22 protein-coding genes are annotated in these 21,947 nt (G+C 42.9%); all 22 read right to left on the reverse strand.

Annotated features, from left to right (window positions below; translation table 11 throughout):
• Positions 1–48 precede the first annotated feature (48 nt).
• A complete protein-coding gene (locus GC097_RS01060; protein WP_171681490.1) occupies positions 49–1,782 on the reverse strand; it encodes an extracellular solute-binding protein in 1,734 nt (577 codons plus the stop codon).
• A 933-nt stretch (positions 1,783–2,715) separates the two neighbouring features.
• Positions 2,716–3,276, reverse strand: a complete 561-nt coding sequence (locus tag GC097_RS01065; RefSeq protein WP_171681491.1) for a YdcF family protein — start codon at positions 3,274–3,276, stop codon at positions 2,716–2,718.
• Positions 3,277–3,527: 251 nt separating this feature from the next.
• A complete protein-coding gene (locus tag GC097_RS01070) occupies positions 3,528–4,085 on the reverse strand; it encodes a dihydrofolate reductase family protein (RefSeq protein WP_171681492.1) in 558 nt (185 codons plus the stop codon).
• A gap of 93 nt (positions 4,086–4,178) precedes the next feature.
• Positions 4,179–5,039 (reverse strand): alpha/beta fold hydrolase, encoded by an 861-nt coding sequence (locus tag GC097_RS01075; protein ID WP_171681493.1) that lies wholly within the window; start codon positions 5,037–5,039, stop codon positions 4,179–4,181.
• A 17-nt stretch (positions 5,040–5,056) separates the two neighbouring features.
• Positions 5,057–5,392 (reverse strand): cupin domain-containing protein, encoded by a 336-nt coding sequence (locus GC097_RS01080; protein WP_171681494.1) that lies wholly within the window; start codon positions 5,390–5,392, stop codon positions 5,057–5,059.
• Between the two features lie 304 nt (positions 5,393–5,696).
• Entirely contained in the window at positions 5,697–6,044 is a 348-nt protein-coding gene (locus tag GC097_RS01085; RefSeq protein ID WP_171681495.1) for a VOC family protein, read from the reverse strand.
• Positions 6,045–6,129: 85 nt separating this feature from the next.
• Positions 6,130–7,041 carry a YVTN family beta-propeller repeat protein gene (locus GC097_RS01090; RefSeq protein ID WP_171681496.1) on the reverse strand — a complete coding sequence of 304 codons (912 nt, stop codon included), beginning with the start codon at positions 7,039–7,041 and terminating at the stop codon, positions 6,130–6,132.
• A gap of 389 nt (positions 7,042–7,430) precedes the next feature.
• Positions 7,431–7,931: an NUDIX domain-containing protein gene (locus GC097_RS01095; protein ID WP_171681497.1), complete on the reverse strand. Its 501-nt coding sequence runs from the start codon at positions 7,929–7,931 to the stop codon at positions 7,431–7,433.
• Between the two features lie 179 nt (positions 7,932–8,110).
• The gene (locus GC097_RS01100; protein WP_171681498.1) at positions 8,111–8,311 is read right to left on the reverse strand and encodes a cold-shock protein; all 201 of its coding nucleotides are present in this window, start codon (positions 8,309–8,311) and stop codon (positions 8,111–8,113) included.
• 237 nt (positions 8,312–8,548) lie between these two features.
• A complete protein-coding gene (locus GC097_RS01105) occupies positions 8,549–8,797 on the reverse strand; it encodes a hypothetical protein (RefSeq protein WP_171681499.1) in 249 nt (82 codons plus the stop codon).
• A gap of 199 nt (positions 8,798–8,996) precedes the next feature.
• Positions 8,997–9,629 (reverse strand): NUDIX hydrolase, encoded by a 633-nt coding sequence (locus GC097_RS01110; protein WP_171681500.1) that lies wholly within the window; start codon positions 9,627–9,629, stop codon positions 8,997–8,999.
• Positions 9,630–9,783: 154 nt separating this feature from the next.
• A complete protein-coding gene (locus GC097_RS01115) occupies positions 9,784–10,308 on the reverse strand; it encodes a DMP19 family protein (protein ID WP_171681501.1) in 525 nt (174 codons plus the stop codon).
• 935 nt (positions 10,309–11,243) lie between these two features.
• Complete coding sequence (locus GC097_RS01120; RefSeq protein WP_171681502.1) at positions 11,244–11,393, reverse strand: hypothetical protein; 150 nt, start codon at positions 11,391–11,393, stop codon at positions 11,244–11,246.
• A gap of 16 nt (positions 11,394–11,409) precedes the next feature.
• Positions 11,410–12,702, reverse strand: coding sequence for a UDP-N-acetylglucosamine 1-carboxyvinyltransferase (gene murA / locus GC097_RS01125; RefSeq protein ID WP_171681503.1), 1,293 nt, complete (start codon positions 12,700–12,702; stop codon positions 11,410–11,412).
• 18 nt (positions 12,703–12,720) lie between these two features.
• On the reverse strand, positions 12,721–13,494 hold the full coding sequence (locus GC097_RS01130) for an FHA domain-containing protein (RefSeq protein ID WP_246293869.1): 774 nt from the start codon (positions 13,492–13,494) through the stop codon (positions 12,721–12,723).
• A gap of 112 nt (positions 13,495–13,606) precedes the next feature.
• A complete protein-coding gene (locus tag GC097_RS01135) occupies positions 13,607–14,185 on the reverse strand; it encodes a hypothetical protein (protein ID WP_171681504.1) in 579 nt (192 codons plus the stop codon).
• Between the two features lie 205 nt (positions 14,186–14,390).
• Positions 14,391–15,218 (reverse strand): PPK2 family polyphosphate kinase, encoded by an 828-nt coding sequence (locus tag GC097_RS01140; protein ID WP_171681505.1) that lies wholly within the window; start codon positions 15,216–15,218, stop codon positions 14,391–14,393.
• Positions 15,219–15,241: 23 nt separating this feature from the next.
• Complete coding sequence (locus GC097_RS01145) at positions 15,242–15,697, reverse strand: GNAT family N-acetyltransferase (RefSeq protein WP_171681506.1); 456 nt, start codon at positions 15,695–15,697, stop codon at positions 15,242–15,244.
• A 244-nt stretch (positions 15,698–15,941) separates the two neighbouring features.
• On the reverse strand, positions 15,942–17,519 hold the full coding sequence (locus GC097_RS01150) for a SagB family peptide dehydrogenase (protein WP_171681507.1): 1,578 nt from the start codon (positions 17,517–17,519) through the stop codon (positions 15,942–15,944).
• A 14-nt stretch (positions 17,520–17,533) separates the two neighbouring features.
• Complete coding sequence (locus tag GC097_RS01155) at positions 17,534–19,477, reverse strand: TOMM precursor leader peptide-binding protein (protein ID WP_171681508.1); 1,944 nt, start codon at positions 19,475–19,477, stop codon at positions 17,534–17,536.
• Positions 19,474–21,396, reverse strand: coding sequence for a putative thiazole-containing bacteriocin maturation protein (locus GC097_RS01160; protein ID WP_171681509.1), 1,923 nt, complete (start codon positions 21,394–21,396; stop codon positions 19,474–19,476). The genes GC097_RS01155 and GC097_RS01160 overlap by 4 nt, the downstream gene beginning before the upstream one ends.
• Positions 21,397–21,564: 168 nt before the next feature.
• The gene (locus GC097_RS35150; RefSeq protein WP_171681510.1) at positions 21,565–21,825 is read right to left on the reverse strand and encodes a heterocycloanthracin/sonorensin family bacteriocin; all 261 of its coding nucleotides are present in this window, start codon (positions 21,823–21,825) and stop codon (positions 21,565–21,567) included.
• Positions 21,826–21,947 lie beyond the last annotated feature (122 nt).

Here is a 21,947-nt window from a genome sequence, read left to right on the forward strand (position 1 = left end):
GAAGCAAAATAAGCAGAGGAAGGAAGATTAATCCTCCTCTGCCCGTTGCTACTTCTTCGTTGTCATGTACCAGTCATTTACTTCTTTCGTCATTTGCTCTCCGCCTAATTTCGCCCAATCTTTTGCAAATTTATCAAATTCATCGATAGACGCGCCCATGATAATCTTGGTATATGTCTCATTCATTAACTTTTCCAAAGTCGATTTACGTTCGACCATCGTAGGCGTAGGTGCACCCACAAACTTATCCATCAGGAACTGATTGTTTTTGTCGTATTGATCAACAATCCCTTCAGAGCCTTCCGGGCCATAAATGCGTTCCCATCCCCACAGCGCAAACCCTTCTTTCGATCCCGAATTGAAAGCTTCTATCTTCTCTTGAATGGTCTTGGCTTCCCCTTTCAATGTTGAGAAGTTGCCAGCTTTTCGGGCCGCATCGATCGCTCTAAACGCCTCTACGTTCTTTTTTACCGGAGAAGGCGTTACCGGAGACAGCTGCCACACGCTCTCAGCTTCCGGCGGTGCGTAGTATTTGTCAAACTCGGCCGTTGCGCCAAAGTTTTTTTCCAGATGCATATTAAACAGCTTAATAACGGCTTCAGGATGCTTGAATCCCTTCTTAACCGCAAAAAACTTTGTCGTACTGAACTTCAGAGGCACCTTGGGCATATCGCCTGATTCAGAAACGATCGGATATGCCCGCCATTGTGCATTAGGGTCGTTGTTCTTGTTCAACTGAAGCGGCCAAATGGAATTCCACTGTTCGCCGTATTCCATTCCGATCTTTCCAGCGGCGATTTGCTCAGATACCTTGCCTCCGTCTTTAATGCCGAACTCCTGATCCAGCTCTCCGTTCTTGAACATGCTCTGCAGAGTTTGAAGCGCTTTCTTCACTTCCGGTTGAACCCCGCCAAAAACCAATTTACCGGATGCGTCGGAGAGCCACATATTCGGATAAGCCTTGTACCCGGCCATGAACCCTTCCAATCCCATGGCTCCGCCCCACAAGCCTTTGTTTAATCCAAGGCCAAAGGTATCTTTTTTCCCGTTACCATCAGGATCGTTTTCCGCAAAAGCTTTCGAAATCGCCTGCACATCAGCCATCGTCTTTGGAGGCTGTAGCCCTAACTTTTGAAGCCAATCCGTACGGATCCAGATAAACATGGCGCGTTCGACCGAAGAATCAACCTGTGGGATCGCCATCAGTTTGCCGTCGATTGTAGCAGCATCGAAAGGACTACTCCCCTCTTGCGATAAGATTTCTTTGGTTAGCGGGGAAGAATATTTCTGATATAAGGCAGTCATATCTTCAATTTGGTCGGAATCCGCCAATTGCTTCAATTGCGTTGCATTGACTGGAATAACATCAGGCAAATCGCCGGAAGCTAAAGTTACATTAAGTTTCTGCAAGTATTGATCTGAAGTATCGCTTCCCTTTACGACCCAACTGTTTTTAATATTGATGCCCAGCTGTTCCTTGTATAAACGGCTCCAACGGTTATTATCAAACGTTTCACCCTTTAGCACACCGAGCACATTATTTTCCACGACATCACTGAGATTTCGAACAAACGTCACGTCGATCGGCGGATCATACTTACCAAGCGGGTCTGCATTTGCACCCTTCATATCATTAGTTCCGGCAGTGCTCACCGCTTCTTTTACAGCCTCTTTCTTCCCAGTACTCGTCGATTCGTCTTGGCCGTTGCACGCCGACAATAGCGTAGTCATTACTAAGATTGAAACGGATAACGCTTTCACTTTGCGCTGCTTTTGTTTCATGAACATCCCCCAATTCCTAGTCTTTAAAAATATCATCACAGCGATGCTGTGCTATATTTTTATTATAGATTTCACACAAGAACCGAACAATGTGCAACTCTTTACTTTCCTTACCCACTGTTGTCATTGTGTAAGCGCAATCATCTTGGGTTGCAGAATGGGAATCACCTACAAAACTAGGAACCCTTGCAATACAAGAAGAACCTAGCCTGCGGCATGGTCCTTGTCTAAAATCATTTGTTTGAACATGGGGAGGGAATTGGTTACGGGAATGTTATGTTTCTTCGCGCTTCGGACACTACAGCCGTTATCTTTGCGAAAAGCGTCGTGTCTTTCTGGTAACGGACAGCGGAGACTGTATGTGCCGATTTCGGGTCGAAATCAATTCACAAGTACGAAAGTAACAACGCTGGTGTCCGTTGCATGTTCGAAGAGGTTCTTTTCCATCGAATAAGGGCTTCTCTGTCCGTCTTCTCTACTTCTACCTCTACCTCTACCTCTACCTCTACCTCTACCTCTACCTCTAATTTCACTTCACTCCTACTCCTACTCCAACTTCTCTCCCACACTGCGCTCTCTTACATTCCCCCACTTACCTTAACGCTCTGCAGCACCCCACATCCCACACTAGTACCCAAACACGCTAGAAGTTAGTCGCCTACTAGCTCTCATTGGATGAATTCCAATGAAAACGCATTGAACTCGTGTTATTTCCTTATTACATTGGATGAAATCCAACGAGAGCAGCTTAAATAGCGCTAAAACTTGCCAATTTCATCACTTCGTTGGATTTTGTCCAATATGATTGCCATTTAGGCATCCAAAATCGCATTTTCGTTGGAATTCATCCAACGAGACTTTGTCTCCTCTTGCGTAGCCCCCCCACTTCGCCCCAACTCAATTAGAAAAACCGTCAGTTAAGCGTTATCGTAGCTAGCCATTTAATCCAATTTGGAGTATAGCGGGCCTGAAATATTTCCCTACCTTCTCAAGCTCATTCATTACGTATCTTATTCTATTTTCATCTAGAAACCAGTTATCCTTGGAAGTACCTGTCTTGTCAATCACTGGACTTACATAAAAAATTGTCTCCCTTGGAAAAATTATTTGATAGGTTAAAAGTGCTCTACGCGCGTGATAGTTTTTACAGACCAACACTACTTTTTTAGGGTTTAACCCTTTATCTTGTAATACTTTTAAAGAGAATCGTGCATTTTCAAAGGTATTCGTTGCTTTATCTTCTTGAAGTATTGCTTGTGGTGAAATGCCTAACGACACCCCTACATTTCGCAAAAACTCCCATTCTGTGGTTTCAAAATGTTGAGTGACACCACCAGAAGGCAGGATCAACGGAGCGATGCCTTGTTGATATAACATTGCGGCTCTTTCCATTAATTGAGGATGTCTTGAGCCTGGAACTAATATTACATCTGAATGACCCAACTCGGTTTCGAAAAACATAAAATCACTAATACAGTCAAATGGAAATGACATATAAAAACCTCCCTTCTAACCATACGAGATAGATTAATTTATAAATCTTGCTTAATCACTCTATTTCACAATATGAAATATTTCAACAAACGTGAGTTACCCATGGAACACAGATTACACAACTATCAATTTCTTAGCGCGATCCGTCGGGAGTGTCAAAATAACATAAAATGAAAAAGCCGCATCACATGCGACTTTTAATGAAGCTTTATTTCAAGCTACTTATGGCTCCTCAAAGGGGTAACTCAATACTATTTGCTCGCATCAAAATGATAAATTAGTTGTACAACGCCTGAGGAGAACGTTCTGGTATTAACCATTTTTAAATTCAACCTCTGTTTTATATCCACAAAAAGCGGCTTCCCTTCTCCCAAAACAACAGGGTGAACAGATAATCTAAATTCATCAACAAGCCCTAAATTGATAAAAGTTGTAATCAAACTTGCTCCACCATATAGCCAGATGTCTTTACCAGGCTTATTCTTTATTATATTTACTTCTTCGAGAATATGATCATTTATGAATACCGCTTTATTATCAGCACTCTTTTGCGTCCTGGAAAACACATATTTTTCTTTACTATGAACCCCTTCCCATAATTCTTTTTCAAAATCCGTAGGTTCGACTTCCGGCGTAAATTGTCCCCATAAATCATAGCTTTTTCTTCCGTAGAAAATGGTATCAATTTGGTTTAAAAAATTAGTAAACCCCAGCTCAGAGTCCATAATGCACCAATCAACTTCACCATTTTCCCCTTCAATAAAGCCATCTAAAGTAACCGCTAAATCTAAAATAATTCTTCGTTTCATGATCCATTTCTCCTTTCTTTTATCTATTACCCATAATAGACCTCAAATACGTCAACTTATGTCATATTAATAAAAGAGAGGAGATTTTTTAAACTATCCGTTGTTCCGTAGTGATAAAAAAGAAATAAGAGCATTATCGTACTCAGCAGCGTGCTTTCCGATCCAAATGAGGTGGCCCCACGAATCAAGCATACATATTTCCGAATTAGGGATGAGAGCTTTCGCGTTTTCCGGATGGATTAGGGATACCGAGCTATCATTTTGGCTGTGCATGATCAACGTTGGAGCTTGAATGGCCGCCAGTTCCGTTGAATAGTCACGTTGCGTTTGTTCCAAATCAATAAAAAAAACCGAATATGAACGCTGACGGTTATTCATTTTGCAAAACGCTTCAACGGCTTGGGCATCAATGCGTTTTCGAACCTCCGAATAAGGAAGTTTAGAGAAAGAAGATACCATCATTCTAAATGTTAGTCTCGGCAGAAGGCTATTTATCGTCGCAAGTATCCTCCACGTTCTTTTTTCGGCTTCCGGATTGAAAATACGACTTGCTATTTTGTATTCTTTATCCTCTGTTGTCAGCCACGGTTTTGTTACCGCACTCTGGAGCGTGAAACTTGCAACCCGATCGGGAAACATGGAACAAAACATGATTCCTGTAGGTCCACCAGCGGAAACAGCAATAACGTGAACTTTCTCGATGGCCAGATGATCTAATAATAATTGATAAATGTGACAGGCTTGCACCAAATCTGTCATTCGGGAAGTACTGCCGTACCCTGCCCGGGAAGGTGTGATAATTGAATATCCTGAAGCTAGTAACTTCTGATAACCGAATTCCTCATTACAGCTCGAATGACCGCCATGGAACAACAAGATGGGGCGTCCCTTTCCGATAACCGAATATTCTAAAATGGTATAACCGGAATTGTATGTACTAATTTCCCTGTACATTGGATAACGTACCTCCCCTATTTATTTGAATATTCAGCTGGTGAAAAAAAGACAAGGGTAGTTAGATCCTCAGTTATATCATAAAATCTATGTTCTTTGTTTGCTTCTACGAATAGGATGTCTCCTTTACTAATTTCAGTAAATGTATCTCTATTCTGAAATGAAGCTTTACCTTCAATTATCACATAAATCTCGTCTTCTGTATGTGGCTTTTGGTTATCCTTTTCACCTTTACTCAGTTTATAGAGCCCTACACTCATTGATGGTACCTTCAGAAATTCATAGTATGAGGTGTTTTCCAAATTTTTGAGCTCATTTAAATGGTTTTGTAATTCAACTAAATTAAAATTCAAAGTATAATCCCCTTTCTACACACGCTTATAAGGACACCAATACAAATAATTAAGGCAGCTTTGACAACTACTGTACTATTAGAGGAAAGGAGATTGGGTTGTTCATGACAACAAAACGAAGTACATTTTCAACCGGTATCTTGCGCAGGCCTACGAAAACTAAATTTGCATTTTTTACCCCGCAAGTAGGAGATACCGTACTCCAACGAAGTTTAATAAGAATCAGATAACAATTTGACCTATAATCAGTATCATTAAAAAGCGACAGCTAGTGACTTGAAATATAGTTCAAGACTGCCGCTTTTTATTTGCATACCATTAAAAGATTACCATCAGGGTCCTTAAAATTGAACCACTGACCGCTCTCAATTCCAGTTGTTAATTGCACATTCTTTGCTTGCATAAATTCATAGGCTTGATAGATATCTTCTGTACGAAATTGAAATGCTGGAACTTTATATATATTCTCTGGAGAAAAAATTTTGCAATCCAATACAACATCTGGTCCTTCCATCGGAAGAACGTATATATGACCAAAAAATATATCGCCATCTGCTGGCAAGCCTAAAATGTCACAATACCAATCACGTGCATTCTCAATGTTACTTACTGGAATAAACGCTCCACCGATTTTATTTGAAATAGGATTCATAACATTCCTCCGCAATGAAATTTTGCATAATTAATTCGGCAAATGTTATATAATTCCTGCTTGGGAAAAATTTTGAGCAAAACGGCTATAAAGGGATAATGGCCAACCCAGAGGCTAAGCGGCCAACAGTTATAGTGTCAATAACCTTGTTCTTTTTGATTAAAATAACAGAAACTGTGTTTTCACCAAAATTAGCTACATACGCGTATTTGCCATCCTGAGTTATGGCCACGATTCCCGGCTTCTTACCAACTCGAATTGTAGCAATCACCTTATTTTTTGCAAGACTAATAGCTGAAACCGTATTATCACCTTCATTCCCAACATAGGCAAATCTGTTGTTTGGGGTTATGGCAATTCCGATCGGCTTAAGACCAACCTTAATTCTCTTTAGAATTCTCCTGCTCTGAGTGCCAATGACAATGACATCGGTATCTGTAGTCACATAAGCAAGTCTGGCATTCCTCGTAAAGGCAATTTGATCCGGACCTACACCAGCGGGAATTGTTTTAACAACCTTATTACGCTTCACGTCCAATATAGATATTGTATTGCTATCATGGTTGCTTACATATCCAAAACTTTTATTGCCGCACTTCCTGGTTGCAGTTGTCACACCCACGGGGTCTTTTCCGACTTTTATGGTGTCAACAACCTTTTGTGTCTTTATACTGATTACAGATACTGTATTGTCCGCCGCATTCGTCACATAGATGAACTTTTTCGAAGTGCCTACATCCGATGGGCTTTTCCCAACTCGAATGGTGCGGATAATAGTATTCGTTTTTCTATTGATCACTTGAGCTGTATGATCTAGATTATTGACAACATAAGCATATTTCCCTTCAGGAGTGACGGCGATTTCAAAAGGTCCTCTGCCTGTCTTGATGGTCGCCTTTACTTTTCTTGTTCGGGTGTCTATGACTGAAACCGTATCATCTTCGAAATTTGTGACATATGCGAAATGAAATGAGGGTGTATGTTTACCTGTGGTCATGCGAATCCCCTCCTTTTTATCGTGAACTTCTTAAAGACTACTCGCAAGCAAGCCGTTTTTTACAGTTGTAGATGGGGTGGAAAGTGGAATGTACCGTCTACGACAAATACCCTTTCCCCTTTCTGGAACTGTCTTATTATTGTTTTTTTCATACCACTGACAAGCAGCTCAATAGTTGCTTTGTTCGCAGTCGAAATGTAAACTACATGACCATTCTTCACTCTTTGCCTTTTCCAACTTTTACTGAAAGTCGCCAGTAATATCCGATTAGAAACAGTGTGATTGACAACCAATGGCATATAAAGTCCTCCCTCCTTTATGTCATTTGTAATCATTAATACGTTGGATGACGCGGGAATGAAAGGGACAAATGTTGAATGAAAATTAAATTATTCTAGTATTAATTTCCCATCGAACTTTTTATAATCATTAATTACTCTTTCATGATGTCTTGCAAAAAGATCACTTGAAGCTTCTGGAAGACTATCCAAAGGGTAAAAAGCGGCATCTAAACTTTCGTTTGTCTCCTTTTCAAGGGTACCTGCCCAGTTGTCCACTCGAAATAAATATTCGATTACATGATGTTCATTTCCCCAACGGTCGGTGAATGTTTGCGTTTTAGGAGAGGAATAAATTGCGATTAATGTTGCCTGGTGAACATCAAGCCCTGTTTCTTCTTTGACTTCACGCTTCATGGCATCAAACACAGATTCCTCTATTTCCATTGCCCCTGCGGGCATACCCCATTTGTTATCACCTTTACGCTTTATAAACAAAACACGACCTTCATTATCAAGTAGGATCGCCCTTACTGAGTTTACAATTATCTTTTGAGTACCAATGATTTTGCGAAGCTTCCCTATATACGAATCATGCCAACCACTGCTCATAATTCTTCCCCTTTGGGTTATTTGGGATGTTTTAAGAGTATCCCATATAATATTAGATTGATTTTGTAGTGGAATCTATAAGCACTGTTCTATCGTCTTCGTTAGCATAATAAATGTGCAAAAGGTTAATAAAAAGCCTGCTCCCGACATATCGTCAAGAGCAGGCTATGATATCAGCATTACAGTTTTACAACATTCTCCGCTTGAGGTCCACGTTGGCCTTTAACAACATTGAATTCAACACGTTGTCCTTCGTCCAAAGATTTGAAACCTTCACTTTGAATGGCTGAAAAATGAACGAATACATCTTCACCGTTCTCCCTTTGAATAAAGCCAAACCCTTTTTCTGCATTAAACCATTTGACAGTGCCTGTTTCCATTAGTAAATAACCTCCAAAGTTTACAACGTAATGTCCCCAACAAAACGGGGCTACTCATTAGTATATCTGATAACAGACGCAAAATCTGTTGTAATTTGTCTTTTAATATTTTTAACCTTTTAATTGAAATAACTCCCGTTACTTCAACGACAGAAGGCAGACTGTCTGGCCGACTGCGATTGTGTCTTTATTGAGCTCCCAGTTAGCTTAAATAATCATCGTGTCTTTTGCAAAAATTCACTTTTTCGAATAGTTATATAAGATGTATCCTGTGTACTTTATGTAAAATCCATTTTGAATAAGTTTTTGATCTTGAGGTTGTATGCCAAAAGAAAAATCAGCACCTGGTCCGTAACCATGCTGTCCCAATGGTATTTTGTTTCTATCTTTATCATAAATGGTTATTTCTCCTGGTGATGGAGTTGAAAAAGTACCATCTTCATTAAAAATTCCATTATACAAAAATTCTCCCGAGTTGTATCTCAATTTAATTTCTGCATGAAAACTAAAGTAACTGCAAATAATTTTCTTCTTGTATTCATGCCTCCTCCTCCTATATTAATGTCCCTATTCAGATGAAAACACTTCAATACCACAACATTTCCAATTATACCCTATACGTCATTACAATGAATTTGTTGCGGGAATCTGCCCGTTAGCTGAGTAAGAAAAAGGAATTTGCATCTTATCTTTTATTCACTAATTTTTCTCTAATCAAATTTACAATGCTTACATAAAATGAATTTTCATGTGGCACAAATTCACTTTTCCCAACATTCTTATCAATCAAAACCTTTTTTCCGACCTTATTTATTTCAAAGCCCTTAATTCTAACTTCTTCTTTGTTTCCTAACCAAAACTCATAAAAATCATCAAATTCAACTCGTACAATCCCTGAAACTTCTTCTTTTTGCAGTGTAAAATCATCAAAAGTATTATTAGTTTCATATAAAAACACGTTAGCTAATTCATTGTCGATAAAGTTTTCTTTTATTATGCAGTATTCAATAATTCCTAATAACACTAACTCATTAAAACAAACTTCAATTCCAATTTCTTCTTTAATTTCTCTTATCCCATCATGTACTGTTTCATGAGCTAATAAATGTCCAGCAGCAGTAATATCCAATAGATTCGGATAATCTTTTTTCATATCACTACGAAGTTGAAGATAAATATAATCTACTTTATTTTCTCTACTGAAGAACCAACAATGGAATGCTTCATGCCAATGTCCTACTCTATGTACTTCTTCACGTGTAGCAACACCTACTTGTTTTCTATCTTTGTCAAATATTTTTAGTTTCTCATTTTCCATAATGTATTTCACCTCTAAGTAGTATTTATTACTTCTTCAACAAAACTGCCCGTACTTCAATGGATAATTCCTCGTTATTTAAATGTGGTAGTCGTACTTTATTGGGTCAATTTAATAGTCGTTCTAAGCCCTCAACTAAGCTCACTCTATTCTCCTATACATAGTTAAATAAGCTAACAAATATATTATCGTCATCACGGTATAAGTATAAATTATCAGCTTCAGAAGCAATTTCATTTAATAGGTCCGAAACATTTTTGTCATGAGTAAGTGAAGAATTTGCGACTTGATATTGAGATAAATTACTGAGTTTTTCCCTCAAAGTATTAGTTCCAATTCCGTTTGAAAAGAGTAAAAATTTGATGTTTTTCATTGCTTTAAAATCTTTTATTGCATTAATCCTGTAGAGTGCCTCAATTGTTTCTTCGAAATAGTTACCAGTTGAATTTTCTAAAAAACCAATAATCCCGCTCATTTGCAATTCAATATCAAAGTCTATAATTAGTATTATGTCCTGCAGTACAACCGGAAGATTTACAAAGAATTCTTTTTCCCGTAGCTTCAAAAAATCGCTTTCAAAAATATTCAATGCAATTTGTTCAACAATAGCTTTTGAAGATAATGTATTTAGCTCAACTGTAGGAAGTAAATCCATAACAAGTTTCTTAACTTTCTCCATGATCTCCCGCCAATACTAAATATACTTTAATCACTATTTTAACATAATAGTTTGGTTCATCCAGATATTAATCAATCATGTAGTGATACTGCACATTAGCGGAGTGACGGGTTGCCACGCGGTAGGCCTTCATATGTTAGCTATAGTTTTCCGCTAGTTTAAGGACCACGAACATAAATAAATGCCCTACTTTGTCCTTTCTGTAATTTCATTTAGCTTATCAATAATTATTTTATCATTCTTTAATTTGAGCTTTAAGCTTCTGTCAATGCTAACTAAGCCAGTTACAACCATAAACATAAAAATAATTAAAAGAATGTCAATGATAAAAACAACCTCCTCTAAAGAAAACGATTAACCAAATCGTACTAGCGAATATACTTATATCCACGTTTGAAACGATTTATTAACCATCTTTACATTGTTCTTTTTTGACCAACTCTTTAAATCCGAGATAGCTCTATCTTCATTCCTGGAATACCTAAATTCCCATGGGACGATCTTCCTCCTGTAAGGCAATATTCCAATAACAGGTTTAAAGTACCCCTTGGTCATTATTACTTTAATATCTCCCGAATTAATTATAGTCCCATTTAATATGATTTGGTCATTGGACAGGCATAACTCGATTGGTTTCTTGAAGAATGTTCTATACAATGCGAGTAACAGTACAACTACACAGTAACTCAGAAGAATCACCGTTAACGAAGTGTAGAAAACACCCATGTGATCCCATGATCTCACTAAAAGAATAGATTGACTACATATTATAGCGATCATACCTATAATGGTTCCAATCCTTGAAGGACTCTTAACTTGATACTTCACTTCCCTCAAAATATCCCCTCCCTTAATCAAATCCCTATGCCGAGTATACCATATATTGGAATTAACCTGCCCATTACTTGAATCTTTAAGCTTCGATTGCTCCCCTATCACTCAAAGAATGCCGCCGTCGGGAACGAGATAAGGCTCTTGCTACCCGTCACCTTTGAAAAAAACAAATGAAAAGACACCGCCATTTCGAAGGCGATGTTAATGTTTTGCCGATTATACACTTCGGCTGTTTTGTTCCAATGAAACATTTCTCTGTTATCAATTTCAATGAGATTCACGGATCTTGCTTGGGTGCTCCTGCGCATCCAGTTCGCGCATCGAAAGCTTGGCCCCTATGGATCGGAAGCTGCTAATAACGTCCTCATAGCCGCGCTCGATGTGCTCGACGCCTGTAATACACGTGCTGCCCTCAGCCGCTAAACCGGCCATCAGCAAACAAGTGCCTGCACGCACATCTGTTGCATGCACCCAGCCGCCATGTAATGGTCGTCCTCCGCTTATAAACGCACTTTCTTGCCGTAACTCTATCTCTGCGCCAAGCCTCCGTAGCTGTGGAACGTGAGCGAACCGATTTGGATAGACACGTTCTGTAACTATGCTCTTGCCTTTGCCTTGCAGTAGAAGCGCGGTCATTGGTTGCTGTAAATCGGTGGCGAAGTTCGGATACATGCCTGTGCGAATACGCGTCGCTTTCAGCGAATTCGTGCCAAAAGCGGTAATTTGGCTCTCTCCACACTCCACATACATCCCAATTTCCTCCATCTTAGCTAGACATGAGCCAAGATGCTCGGGGATGACGTCCATGACAGTAACCTGACCCCCATGGAGCCCAGCCGCCATCAGAAAAGCTCCGGCGATCAGCCTGTCTGGAATAACCGTGTGCGTTCCACCGTTCAAATAGGAGACGCCTTCAATTCGAATAAATTCCGTTCCCGCCCCGTAGATTCGTGCACCCAATTGATTAAGGAAGTTTGCCGTATCGCATACTTCCGGATCTATAGCTGCATTGCGCAGTTGTGTCCGCCCTTTTGCAAGCACAGCCGCCAGCATCGCATTAATGGTCGCGCCAGAGGTAATTGTGTCGAAATAAATGTCCGCTCCCTTCAGCTCGGCAGCCTCGACTTCGTAATAATCTTTGAAGAGATGTACCTGCGCTCCGAGCGCTTTAAATACCTTGATATGCTGATCAATCGGTCTTGTAACGAAATCGTCACCGCCAGGTAATCCGATCGTAACTCTGCCGAATTTGGACAGTAACGCGCCGGCAAAATAATAAGACGCCCGATAGCTTGAAGCTTTACCTGGATCGATCATGGAACTATGAATCCACCGCGGGTCAATGATGACTTGTCCACCTTCCTGTCTAAGCTTCATGCCGATATCCCGGCCGATATCTGCGATAATACGGACATCGTCTATACGTGGAATCCCCTCTAAAGTTACTATATTGTCCGCCAGACAAGCGGCGGCAAGTAAGGCAAGGGAGCTGTTCTTCGCTCCTGGTATATGTACCGTTCCGATCAGCGGTCCTGAGAACTCAGTCTGTATATACTTCAAGAAGTGTCCCTACTTTCGTTATGACGATTTCAATTCAGTTTCGAGTATGTAGCCACTGCCGCGCACTGCACTAATCAGAAAGGTAGCTTTTCCGTATTTTTTTCGCACCCGGTAGACCAGGGTATTCAGTTCGTCCAGAGTCACATCTGAGAAGCCTTCTGCTCCCGTTGACCTTTCCGGCCAAACCTTAGATTTAATTTGCTCGAGTGGAACGAGCCGATTTGCATTTTCATGTAGCACACGAATCAGTAAATATTCTTTTTCGGACATTAGGATTCGCCTGCCTTCCACGACACATTCTCTTTTCTCCCAATGAATCGTGAGTGGCAATTCCGGAATTTCCAGATGTCTGGTGATACTGAGCGGTTCGATTTCTAGGGTCTGATCGGCAAACATATAAGAAAAGTGGATGACGGTCATCCCTTTAGATAGCTTAATGATATCAAAATTGTTCAAAGTATATGGGGTGTGTGGTGTTAGCAATACGCCGTTGATCTCAGTTCCGTGGCGACTCCCTAAATCATATAGCACCGCCATGTCTTGTTCTTTGCGGATGACGAAATGTTCACGGGAAATAAATGCGTTCGTAAATGCCAAATCCGGAGTTAACTGATTGGATACCCGGCCGACCAGTGTTACATCCTCGCTTAGATTCACGCAGGTGCCCGATCGATATGGTTCGCCGCGTACAATGTATAAGCATGCAAAGTTTTCCAGTTTTCTCCCCTCCATGTGATGATGCATCTTTCCCCCTTCTAATGGGAAGTAACCCCAGTCATCATCGTAACTCAAACTAAGTGAGAATAAAACCCCCTGACACTGACGCCTTGCTCACATTTCAGTAACATCAATACTTTTGAAATTTAGATTAGGTGTTATGAAAACATCAGTTCCCAAAGTTGCGTTACAACGATAATGCCTTCAAAATTGGTTCTCGATATTCAAAATCTTTCTCATTTATTTCAATTAAGTTATCTTTCAAGTTAATGTTTAGATAGATCTCTGCATATTCATCCTCTTCCCCACTTTCAAAAAACAATTTGTATTTCCTGTAATCGCTGGTACTTTCTAAAACAAAATCGGTAAATTTCACTTCATCTTTCATCTGAACACTACTAATTTGTTCTCCATAAAGTTCTCTTAAGGCTCTAATAAAATTATTCGATTCTTCTCCAATTTGTGATAGCTCTATTCCGCCCTTATTAAATCCTGCTTCTTTTGTATTGTTAATTGTAACCTTTAAGCCAACTGTAGTTTGATCATACATTCCTTTAATAACGTAATATTGAGTATTCCCTTTGGTTTCAAAACTAGTTATTTGAAATGTAAGATCTATAAAATTATCCTTATCTTTAGTATTAGTAATTTGATGTAAATCGTTTGTATTCAATCGTTTCAGAGTTTCTCTTTCTCCCCGACTATTACAAGCAGAACAAAAGAAAATAACTAGTATTAGTGAGATAAGAATAGATGATTTGATCATGTTTTTTCTCTCCTATTTTGCTAACCTCGTAAAATCCGTCGCACCTAAGGCATTCGTGAAGTAATTACACTATACCTTCAATAAAGCAGGGAGCAGCGGCCGAATTTGGCGATCTGCTCTCTGTTTCCTAAACTAACGTTTCCTGTTAGCTTAGTGCTTACTTGTATTGTCCTTCATCATTTTTTTTGCTAATGCTCGAATGTTTTTAGCTTCTGATGCTTTCATCGTGAAGCTGTTTCATTAGTGTCTCCACATCGATATCTGCCTTCGGATACGAGAGGTCCAGTTTCTCCATTGAGCGCAGAATAATCCTGAGCACCAAAAAGTCGCGGAACCAACGCTCATTGGCCGGGACGACATACCAAGGGCAGTGCTTGGTTGCTGTGTGCCGGAAGACATCTTCGTAAGCGGTTACGTATTGATCCCAATAGCGCCGCTCCTCTAGATCACTCGGGTCGAATTTCCAAAGCTTCTCCGAGTTGTCCAGCCGTTCGCGGATTTTATCGAGCTGAAATTCGGGGGAAATATGCAGGAAGATTTTGATCAGCTGCACTCCGCTATCCGTAAGCAGCTTCTCGAAATGCCGGATATGGTCCAGGCGAACCGCCGCTTCATCATCCTGAATCATGCCGTGCACCCGAGTAATCAGGACATCCTCATAGTAAGACCGATTAAAGGCGGTGATGTACCCTTTGGCAGGGACAACCTTATGGGTCCGCCACAAGAAATCGTGGGAGGACTCCTCCGGGGTCGGCTTTTTAAAACTCTCCGCACGAAAGCCTTGCGGGTTCAGGTTGGAAAGCACCTTCTTGATGACACCGTCCTTACCGCTGCAATCCATGCCTTGGAACAGAATGAGCACGCCATTCGTCTTTGAAGCAAACAGCTTGTCCTGTAGCTCACGAAGCTTACGCTCCATGCGTTCAAACGCGTCTTGAATCTCTTCCTTGTTCTTGAAGCCGCCTGTGTCGTTCGGATCGAAGCGGCCTAGCCCGATCTCTTCTTCTTTATTTAGCCGATAGGATTTCAGCATGGGAAAACCTCCAAAATAGCGTTTTATAATTTTTTTGCCATTACGATGCTCGTTTCTTTATAGCCTATCTTTTCATATAAACCACGAGCAATTTGATTATGAGCAAAGACATGAAGTCCTATACTCTTGATGCCAATTTCTCTAGCCACCTTTTCTATATCTTCCATCGCTTGCTTACCAAATCCTTGCCCTTGATAATCTTCCTTAATTTTTATATCGTAGATAAACCCTCTGTTGTTTGGTTTCAGTGCAAGCCAAATCATTCCAACCTCTTGGCCCTCAGAACGAATTGTAAATAGTTTGTTATCAATGGTTTTCTCGCCGTCAGGCAAAAGGTTTGCATATTGTTCTGTTGCCTTACGAATAGATTCCTGTTCGTTCCAATTCCCAGATTGAACGTTGCTTTTTGCATAGCTATGAATTGCAGAATTAAGGTACTCCTGGAATTCAATCGAATTCATTAAATCTAATGTAATCATTTTTATCCCTCGCTAAAAATATCCTTTTTGTCTTGTAACCTTACTATTCAAAAATAAATCTTGCTAAATCATATGGTATATTTTAACACATGCTAGGTACTCATTAAACCCATTAACTGTCCTTGAATCCTTTCCATATTAAGAATGACATAAAGCCCGATACCTCCCCACACTGATGTGTGAGATATCGGGCTTTTCGGTAATTAATTCGAAGCTGGCTGAAAGGCCCAGGAAAGCGCCTCTTCTAAACATGCAAACCTCCAACTAATCGAGGGCTATGACGATATGGCCCAACAGGGATTTGGATCAGGCTGGTTATTCCTTGCGAAGTCATCTTATAAATCTCATCACACAATCTGGCATCGAATCCAAGGAGCGGATGTCCCCCTATCCCGATTGCGGATGCCGCGAGCAGTAAACGCTGCACGAGCATCCCCGCTTCCATCTGTTGGATGCGATATCCCCTATACCCCAAGGCTGTTGTGAGATGACCTTTGTCCCCTGCCACATGAAAGATTAGCGGAACTTGGGACAGATTCACGTTGTCGGAAGGCATCCCCTGCTGCAGCTTGAGTCGATGATCCCCCTGACGTATCCACCGCAATGTATGAGCAGCGCTGTCATAACGGTAAGCGCCGTCCGGGATGCCTTCAACGTTATACAAACAAACGTACAGTGAGACGCGGGAAACGGGGTTCTCATGAGCTCCATCCAAATCATTCCGATACCTGAAGGAGGCCGTTGCCTCCTGTAACAGATAAGCCAACTGCTCTTGGCTTATCTTGGCCATTATAAAATCACCATCCGGCGAAAATCTATTTCGGCTTATCGTCGCCAGATCATATGACAACCGTTTTACTTGGGGCAGAGCCACTGCTAGATCCTCGCTGTCAACGATCATCTCTTCGCTAATTTGCCGTATTGGCCGAAGCCATTCCAAGAGGGATGCTTCGTTCATCTCGATAAGCATTGGAAATTCCTTGACTTTCCGGGACCGGACGTAGTAATCATGCTTAACCTTTGGCAGCTCCCGACATAAGTCAGTGGCGGAGCACTGCTCTCCCTCATTCCGACCTGCAAACCATTGAAACGCAGGCTCCGTTGACAGCGGAATCACCGCATACACGCTCTCCTCTCGTTCCGATATCCCAAGGAGATCATTCACGGCCCGATCAAGAAACTGGAAATATACGCCAGACGCGAAGCCGAACCGTTTCGCCACATCCAAGAGCTGCCCGATTAACGTACCCGCATCCAATCCTTGCAGGCGGTAGGAAAAGTTATTGTATTTAAAGAAGTTTTTCCAAAACAGGGTCGATACAAAAACAGTACCAAAACAAGCCGATAAGTCACATCGATTGCCAAGCGCCCGGGCTACATAGGCATCGAAGTTGCCTTTGCGCAGCAGCACTAAGCGGTGGTGTGCCACATCATAATGATATACACCCTCGGGCAAATCCTCCAGCTTCAGATATACATATAACTCATTAGGATATAACGCTCCCCCGGAGGGCACAAACCGCCGGTACATTTGCAGCAGACCCATGTTTTGTACCATGGAATTCGACGTAGGGACGGACTGGGAAAATTGAGTGAGCCCGAATATATACCATAGAAAATGACCGATTTGTCGAAGGTCAGGCTTCACTAGCGCTTCCCCGCCGTCGAGCGTCAGCGGTACTTCCGAAGATAACGGAACCACTTGCAAACCGCGGTAGAGCTTATACGCAAGCGGTCCGTCTTCCCAATCCACCACCAAGTCCGGCGGTTTGGTCTTATCAATGTCATAATGCAGATTGTGCAGAAATGCCTCCAGATTCATGCTTCTCCCTCCTGCTATGGAAATGGATGCGGGTATGGATTGAGAAGTTCCAGCCTCAGCGGCTGTTTGGCATACCCAAGTTCCATCGGTACCCTCAACACCCGCTTAAGCCCCTCCACGCGGGTAAACTGATGACCGAATGTCATCGGCAGCATCCCCGGGATCAGCACTTTCACGCAATGAAGTCCATTTCGAATGATTTCCGGCGCTGACTGATCAACGACGATCACATCCAGATTCAATCGGCGGAACGCCTGAAGAACATCTTTCAGATCGTCCGTTAAATCAGCATGCCGGGCTTCACGCTTGAACTCCTCTTCAAACGTTCGCATGGGGCGATTTTCATCCAGCAGAAATTGCAAGCGCTCCTCCGCTTGCGGCAAAGCGTATAACAATGAATGATCCTCCATCTGCCGCACCTGGGAGGAATCGTGAAGCATCCGTACATACGCCTCACGGTTCTCCTCGAATTTCTTATCAAGATTCAGCACCATGCCGGCCAACTCGTGAACCGCACCTTTCACCGCCCGTACCGGATCAGGATGAGCTCCGGCCGCACAGATGAGATTCACTCCATTTTGTTTCCTGTTTTTTGCTATCCCCCAAACGCTTGGAATCCCGTTCTCCATCGTCGAGTTGTAGAAATATACATCAAACCCCGCCACAACTCGTAAACGATCGATCATCATCCGCAATTCCCGGTCGTTTGCGGAATAAGGGTCAATACGTGGGAGAGGCAGCTGCGCATACCAAGCCATCAGAAACGAATCTCGCTCCACAACTTCCATTATTCCGTAAAAGATAGCTTCCTCCAGGCTTCCGCCTAATGCGCATCCGTTGGAAGATTCGGACACGAAACCATGTCCGCAGCCCATGCCGTAATAAGCGAGCTGTTCCGGAACGAGAATCGGACGCTCTTGCAAAAACGAATACCCCCATACCCAATCGATGTGGCGGTCAGGATCGAACGTAGTGAACGGATATCCCGGCTGTGCGTACTGTTCCTTCGCATGCACCCCTACCTTGACGGGGTCGAGCGCTTGATCTTCCAGATCGCGGAAGCTGCCATGGACTACCGTTCGTTTGCCTCGAGGCACCATACCGCAGTACCGCTCCAATCCCTCCAAAATGGCGGTCAACTCGCTCGCCGCATAGGAATGAGTCCGACCTGCCGTCCCTACGTCCTCAGCGATCAACGGTAAATTCACGCTTACATCGGCAAATGGCGACGCAAGATCAATCATTTTCTCATTCATAAAGCCGGTCCGGCTATCCAAATAGTCTTTGGTCAAGACTTTTTTCAAATCATCCATGGGTCGAGAGCGGTAACTGTCCAAGCTAATCTTAGGACTTGGCTGCAGTGAAATGCGGGCTGATGCCGACGAATCGTCAGGCAATCGACTGCAAACCGGACATAGCGGGTCAGGGAGAAAGAAGTGAACTGTACTCTCCAGCGTTTTCAGGTTGATCATAAGCACTCTCTCTGCTAAATGACCCGGTTTGTCTTGCAATATCCTCCGTGCCTCCGCCACTAGCAGATGGGCTACTTGGAAGAGTCCCGTACGCGAAGCCCATGCATCGCGTGATATTCCCCCGTGCGCCGCAAGACTCTGCTGCAGCGCACGCATCTCCCTACGGTCGCGTCCCGCCATGAGGCGTCGTGTATCCGCACATTGGGAGCACCCTTGTGAGCCCGGTGTAACCAGAGGTCCGATCACGCCCTCGCCAAATGCAACGAAGCCGCGCAACCAAGGGATACCGGCTGGCTGCAGCAGCTCTTCCGCCTTTTGATGAACGTAAGGATGCCAAGCATCGTGCAGCACTAGTGCCAAATCCACCGTTTCCGGCACTCCTGCTTCGAAATCCATTTGACGTACGATCTTGAATTGGGCTGATAGTTCTTCATTTACGCAGTCCGCCAATTCCCCGTCTCCCACAATCATAACGATGGCGCTCACCGGGCTCCCTCCTCTCGCAGCAACACGCCAAATACTCCTGCCATTTCCTCTTTCAAAAATGGTTCTACTGCCAGATCGAAGACCAAGAGCCGTTTATGGTTCCGTTTTAAGACTTGGAAGGCGGACTGCAAAACATCCGATTCTATCGTAGCTTCACAGGATGGGATCTCAAGGTTATGCGGAATCTTTTCTGCGAGACGCACAGACGAAACCTCCAACACTTGCGATGTGTAACTAGCCGGTTGGTTTTGTAACATCAACAGAGCTTGTTGTAAAGCAACCCGCAATGCAAATGTTACATTCAAACCTACACCGCCATACCAGCGGTCATCCGTACCGACCCAAACCACAGGGAATCCGCAAACGGTCTCTCCCAAACCAATCATCGGCTCTCCCTTCATCGTCGTCAAAGCCTGCAAATAAAACTGGCAGCGTTTATCCTCTATGGCAGACAAATGTACTCGAGAGACAGACGGCACCTGACTCGCCAATTGCTTGCCCATCTCCTCAGCCAAACACCTAAGCAACCCCCGACCTATGCCTTCCGCAAACGTTTCTCCCGCTCCGATGCCGATAAATTCCTGCGGTTCTGAAACGAAAAGGGATGCCATTCGCGACACATACGCTTCAATTCCGGCCAACCCTGCTGCCCGCCGAGCTCCCTCATGAGTCAGATCGGTACAAACAATGTCCGACAGCAGCGTAGCCGGCCCTTCGGATAATGGATCGATTGCCTGAACTCGACACTGAGAGAGAGGCAGTTGTTTTAAGTCCCCCTCCTCCCAAATATGAAAAATTCCGGATTCCGCAGATGTCAACCGGCCAAAGTAAGGAAGCAATCCGGTCTCACTTTTGCTTGATTTCCGCTCGAGCTGCAATTCGAAATCATGAATCCGTTCAACAGCGGTACGCCCGTTCACAAGCGGATGGGGTACGAACAAATGCCATTTTCCTTCCAGAGTCTCTAGATTAAGCAGATAGAACGGATCACTTTGTTCCGAATCGTTCAATCCACTAATCTTTTTTAATAATTCAAACACGATCACGTTCGCCAACAGAGCTCCCGCTGTGGAAGAAAAGGTGTGCAGCTCCGGGTCTTTAGAAATCGCAGATTCGTGTACGCTGCGCCACGCTGATTCCCAGCAGCCCTCAGAGTCCGGATGTACAAGAGGACCCGCCATACCCACCTGCTTCAGACAAACAGCGGGAAGAAACACCTTCTTCTCCTCCCTGCACACCGCATGAAGAGCCCGCAGCTCCTCGATATCTCCCTGCTGTGACACAAATAAAACCGATTCAAACGGCCTTACAGCCTCCCGCCAATTACGATTCCCCTCCGTTTGCAGAGTAACCTCCTCGATGACAACCTCGGGGTCCGTTTTACGGGCATGTGCCGCCAGTTCTAGCATCCGTTGCCGATCGGTTGGCTCTGAGCCCGAGACCAGCACGTGTAACTTGGGCAAACCGGATTCAAGCAGCGCGGAAATGACCGAGATCAGAAATGGGCCAGAACCGACCGTCAATACCTTGGACTGCCGATACGACTGAAACCGGTACGCACCCGAATTACCGAAATGGTCCAAAAATTCAATTTGAGAAGCGTACTTTTGAAGGATCTCTTCAGACAACTGATGTGGACTGTCTTGGCTCGTATCCCGAACAAACCCATTACGATACAACATTTCTGCAATTCCATATACCTGCTTCCGGTGTTGGTCCGGCAATCCGTCTGTCAAATCCTTCAACCTATGCTCCCCATTGAATATTGGTATCAACTTTTCAATCCACCGATCGATCCCTGCGCCTTCCATGCGGAACGAACTTACGTTGTTTCGAAAATACACACTACCATTTGGATCAGGGAGAAAAAACGTATCCCTTTTCATCTTCAGTCGCATCGAAGGGTTCAAATTTGCCATTCTACTCCTCCTCCGGAAGCTGTGTTCTCAATCTGCTCAAACTCTTCACATGTAATCTTATGTACAGCTAATTGTCCCTCATGTCTTATTCTTTAAGAAAGCCCCTGCAGCAATGGCCTAGTTTGCTGTAGGGGCTTTACTCTATCGGCAAGAAACAATTCAATATTCTTAACGGTGGCAGTTATGGCAGCCATGACAGTTGTGACAGTTATGACAGTTCGAGCATCGGAAGCAACTGGTGCAATTAGAACAGTTAAAGCAATTCGTGCAGTTAAAGCAATTGGTACACGTAAAGCAATTGGTACAGTTCGTGCAAAAGAAGACGCATAACCTAGCATCTTGCTGGCTTTGTACGTTCCAAGGTGTCACCTCACTTGCTGTGAACTCGGAAACCGTCAAATTCTGAAGATCATTTTGGAATTCATTCATTTACAAAAACCTCCGTTTAATAGATAGTTGTGTCGGCATCATACTCTTTGTGAATTCAGCCAATTATTCGACTACTCCATGACAACATATGAACTCAGCTCCGCACTTGTTACTGATTAAAA

Source organism: Paenibacillus planticolens (assembly GCF_013141725.1).
Taxonomy (GTDB): Bacteria; Bacillota; Bacilli; order Paenibacillales; family NBRC-103111; genus Paenibacillus_E; species Paenibacillus_E planticolens.

Excerpts from the sequence above, each read along its gene's own strand:
- GC097_RS01060 (WP_171681490.1), bottom strand. The coding sequence starts at position 1,782 with ATGAAACAAAAGCAGCGCAAAGTGAAAGCGTTATCCGTTTCAATCTTA.
- GC097_RS01065 (WP_171681491.1), bottom strand. The coding sequence starts at position 3,276 with ATGTCATTTCCATTTGACTGTATTAGTGATTTTATGTTTTTCGAAACC.
- GC097_RS01070 (WP_171681492.1), bottom strand. The coding sequence starts at position 4,085 with ATGAAACGAAGAATTATTTTAGATTTAGCGGTTACTTTAGATGGCTTT.
- GC097_RS01075 (WP_171681493.1), bottom strand. The coding sequence starts at position 5,039 with ATGTACAGGGAAATTAGTACATACAATTCCGGTTATACCATTTTAGAA.
- GC097_RS01085 (WP_171681495.1), bottom strand. The coding sequence starts at position 6,044 with ATGAATCCTATTTCAAATAAAATCGGTGGAGCGTTTATTCCAGTAAGT.
- GC097_RS01090 (WP_171681496.1), bottom strand. The coding sequence starts at position 7,041 with ATGACCACAGGTAAACATACACCCTCATTTCATTTCGCATATGTCACA.
- GC097_RS01095 (WP_171681497.1), bottom strand. The coding sequence starts at position 7,931 with ATGAGCAGTGGTTGGCATGATTCGTATATAGGGAAGCTTCGCAAAATC.
- GC097_RS01100 (WP_171681498.1), bottom strand. The coding sequence starts at position 8,311 with ATGGAAACAGGCACTGTCAAATGGTTTAATGCAGAAAAAGGGTTTGGC.
- GC097_RS01110 (WP_171681500.1), bottom strand. The coding sequence starts at position 9,629 with ATGGAAAATGAGAAACTAAAAATATTTGACAAAGATAGAAAACAAGTA.
- GC097_RS01115 (WP_171681501.1), bottom strand. The coding sequence starts at position 10,308 with ATGGAGAAAGTTAAGAAACTTGTTATGGATTTACTTCCTACAGTTGAG.
- GC097_RS01120 (WP_171681502.1), bottom strand. The coding sequence starts at position 11,393 with ATGTTTCATTGGAACAAAACAGCCGAAGTGTATAATCGGCAAAACATT.
- GC097_RS01135 (WP_171681504.1), bottom strand. The coding sequence starts at position 14,185 with ATGATCAAATCATCTATTCTTATCTCACTAATACTAGTTATTTTCTTT.
- GC097_RS01140 (WP_171681505.1), bottom strand. The coding sequence starts at position 15,218 with ATGCTGAAATCCTATCGGCTAAATAAAGAAGAAGAGATCGGGCTAGGC.
- GC097_RS01145 (WP_171681506.1), bottom strand. The coding sequence starts at position 15,697 with ATGATTACATTAGATTTAATGAATTCGATTGAATTCCAGGAGTACCTT.
- GC097_RS01150 (WP_171681507.1), bottom strand. The coding sequence starts at position 17,519 with ATGAATCTGGAGGCATTTCTGCACAATCTGCATTATGACATTGATAAG.
- GC097_RS01160 (WP_171681509.1), bottom strand. The coding sequence starts at position 21,396 with ATGGCAAATTTGAACCCTTCGATGCGACTGAAGATGAAAAGGGATACG.
- GC097_RS35150 (WP_171681510.1), bottom strand. The coding sequence starts at position 21,825 with ATGAATGAATTCCAAAATGATCTTCAGAATTTGACGGTTTCCGAGTTC.